At 62.5% G+C, this 3070-nt stretch carries 3 protein-coding genes; all 3 read left to right on the top strand.

The window, feature by feature from the left end:
* Positions 1-333 precede the first annotated feature (333 nt).
* Positions 334-1419 (top strand): BMP family ABC transporter substrate-binding protein, encoded by a 1086-nt coding sequence (locus tag ACZM96_RS10415; protein ID WP_489488971.1) that lies wholly within the window; start codon positions 334-336, stop codon positions 1417-1419.
* Positions 1420-1789: 370 nt separating this feature from the next.
* The gene (locus tag ACZM96_RS10410) at positions 1790-2866 is read left to right on the top strand and encodes an ABC transporter permease (protein WP_489488969.1); all 1077 of its coding nucleotides are present in this window, start codon (positions 1790-1792) and stop codon (positions 2864-2866) included.
* Positions 2863-3070 (top strand): ABC transporter permease subunit (locus ACZM96_RS10405; RefSeq protein WP_489488967.1); only part of this gene is annotated, 208 nt, incomplete at its 3' end. The genes ACZM96_RS10410 and ACZM96_RS10405, both read left to right, overlap by 4 nt.

Here is a 3070-nt window from a genome sequence, read left to right as displayed (position 1 = left end):
CCCCCGCAAGAAGTTTGGTTATCGATCGACTGTCGAGTTTTTACGGGAAGACGGGAATCTCTTTCTGTTGCAATTCATTTGACAATCTGCCCAAAAGTTTTCCCTCCTTCCCCCGTCGCTTCCCCCGTCGCCTCCCCGGCTCTCTCCCTTCCTCCGATTTTCCGCGGGGCGGAAGGGTTTTCGAGGCTTGAAGAGCGCATAATAATGGGTTAGAGTTCCTTTTTTACCGGCGGGAGAGGCATCGTTTTTTCAGCGCTGCGGCCCCGCGAGTTTGTGGCGCGCCTGCATGGGCGGGGGCGTCGGTCATCATTTTTTAACACGGGAGAGTTCGGGATGCGTTTTCTCAACTATGCCGCGGCATGCCTTGCCGTTTGCGGTATGGCCCTTTCTCCGCTGGTTTCCTCCGCGCATGCGGAAGAGGCCGCGAAGAAGATCAAGGTGGGCTTCATCTATGTTTCCCCTGTGGGCGACGAGGGCTGGTCGTGGACGCACGATCAGGGCCGCAAGATGATGGACGCCATGCCTGACGTGGAAACCACCATGATGGAAAGCGTGCCCGAAGGCCCCGACGCCGAGCGCGCCATCAAGAACATGTGCTCCAAGGGCTACAACGTCATTGTGGCCACGAGCTTCGGCTACATGGACGCCATGGCCAAGATGGCCAAGCGCAACCCCGACATCACGTTCCTGCACTGCTCGGGCTACAAGCACAGCAAGAACATGACCTGCTATTTCGGCAGAATGTATCAGGCCCGCTACCTCACCGGCATGGTGGCCGGCTCCATGACCAGGAAAAACGAAATCGGCTATGTGGCGTCGTTCCCCATTCCCGAAGTGGTGCGCGGCATCAACGCCTTCACGCTCGGCGTTCGCGCCGTGAACCCCGACGCCAAGGTGCGCGTGGTCTGGACCCGCACCTGGTACAGCCCCGACGATGAAAAGAAGGCCGCCGAAGGTCTGCTCGACGTGGGCGTGGACGTCATTGCCCAGCATCAGGATTCCGCGGGCCCGCAGACCGCCGCCGAAGCGCGCGGCGCGTATTCCGTGGGCTACAACACCGACATGTCCGCCGCCGCGCCCAAGGCTCATCTCGTGGCGGCCGTGTGGGACTGGAACAAATTCTACAAGAAGTTCATCGACGAATACCGCGCCGGAACCTGGAAGAACGGCAACTACTGGTACGGCATCGGCGACGGCATTGTGGACATCTCCCGCTACGGCGACATGGTGCCCGCCGACGTGCGCGCCAAGGTGGACGCCGTGAAGGCCGACATCGTTTCCGGCAAGTATCAGGTGTTCACCGGCCCGGTGAAGGATCAGGAAGGCAAGGTGCGCGTGGCCGAAGGTCAGGTTGCGCCCGATGACATGCTGCTCTCCATGGACTGGTTCGTGGAAGGCGTGGTAGGAACCACCAAGTAACATTTCAGGAAAGCTCCGTCCGGTGAGGACGGGGCTTTTTATTTTCCGGTCCGTGGCGATGTGTCCGGCCCTGCGGGGCGGGCGCTCCCGCGGACTTCCGCTCTTGCCGGATGCGCGAAGGCAAAGGTTCGGCATCCGTGCGCCGCGCAGGCGGGATACGCGGCAGCTCGAGAAAAGCGTTGCCGCCCCTCGCTCAGACGGGGCAGAGCGCGCAGACCGCACGCGCAAAGCCGTGCAGGCGGAGCAGCCCGACGAACGCGGGCACAGAACGCAGGAGCGAAAGGCCGACGTTCCGCCCTGCGGCCATCATGACATGCAACCGCGCCGGAAGCATAGCCATCCGGGGCATCAAGATATTTTCGGAGGAATCATGGACGGTTTCAGAGTCGTCAGACGGCAGACCCCTCATCGCTGGGCCGGGCTTGTCGTGCTGCCGGCGGCGCTTCTCATCGCCCTGGCGTTCTGTTCCCTGCTGCTGATGATTCAGGACAAGTCGCCCGTCGAAGCCGCCGTGGTGCTGTTTCAGGGCGGGTTCGGAAGCCTGCACGCGCTTCAGGACACCATGCTCAAGGCCATTCCCATTTTTCTGTGCTCGCTCGGCGTGTCCATCGCCTTCCGCATGAAGGTGTGGAACATCGGCGCGGAAGGACAGTTCGCCCTCGGCGGCGTGGGCGCCACCTGGGCCGTGCTCACCTTTCCCGAGCTGCCCATGCCGGCCATGCTCCTCACCATGCTGGCGTGCGCGGCCGTCACCGGCGGCCTGTGGGGCATGCTGCCCGGTCTGCTCAAGCTCAAGTTCGGCCTCAATGAAATCATTTCCACGCTCATGCTCAATTACATAGGCATCGAGTTCATGCGTTATCTCGTGTACGGCCCGTGGAAGGATCCCGGAAGCATGGGCTTCCCCATGACGGCCATGTTCCCCGACGAAGCCATCTTCCCCGAGGTCATCGGCTACGTGCATGCGGGCATTCTGGTGTGCCTCGCGGCGGCCGTGGCGGTTTCCATATTTTTGCAGCGCACGAGGCTCGGCTTTGAACTGTGCGCCGCGGGCGAAAATCCGCGGGCGGCAAGGTACGCGCGCATTCCCTACGGCTTTCTGCTGGTCTTCGTGCTCACGCTTTCCGGCGCGCTCGCGGGCATGGCCGGATGCGTGGAGGTTTCGGCCACGTTCAACCGGCTCCAGCCCAGCCTCTGCACGGGCTACGGCTACACCGCCATCGTGGTGGCGTGGCTCTCGCGCCTGCGCACGCCTTCCATCGCGCTCTTTTCCATATTCCTGGCCGGGCTTCTCGTGGGCACGGACAATCTGCAAGTGGACATGCAGGTGCCCGCGGCCTTCGGCGGCATTCTCGAAGGCTGCATTCTGCTCTGCGTGCTCGCCGGACAATTCTTCTACACCTACACCTTTGTGAGAACGGGTCGCAGCCAGGGAGGTGCGGCATGACCTGGGATATCTTCGTCGCGCTGCTGGCCGCCACGGTGCTCGCCGGCACGCCGCTTCTCTACGCCACCATGGGCGAACTCATCACCGAACGCTCGGGCGTGCTCAACCTCGGCGTGGAAGGCATGATGATCATGGGCGCGTTCTTCGCCTTCATCGTGCAGTTCAAAACGGGCAATCCGTGGCTGGCAGCGCTGGCCGCAGGCC

This window comes from Mailhella sp. (genome assembly GCF_057866825.1).
This window is presented reverse-complemented; position numbering and strand designations above follow the sequence as displayed.

What these genes read in the sequence shown, in the direction of transcription:
- ACZM96_RS10410 (WP_489488969.1), top strand. Translation starts at nt 1,790, where the DNA reads ATGGACGGTTTCAGAGTCGTCAGACGGCAGACCCCTCATCGCTGGGCC.
- ACZM96_RS10415 (WP_489488971.1), top strand. Translation starts at nt 334, where the DNA reads ATGCGTTTTCTCAACTATGCCGCGGCATGCCTTGCCGTTTGCGGTATG.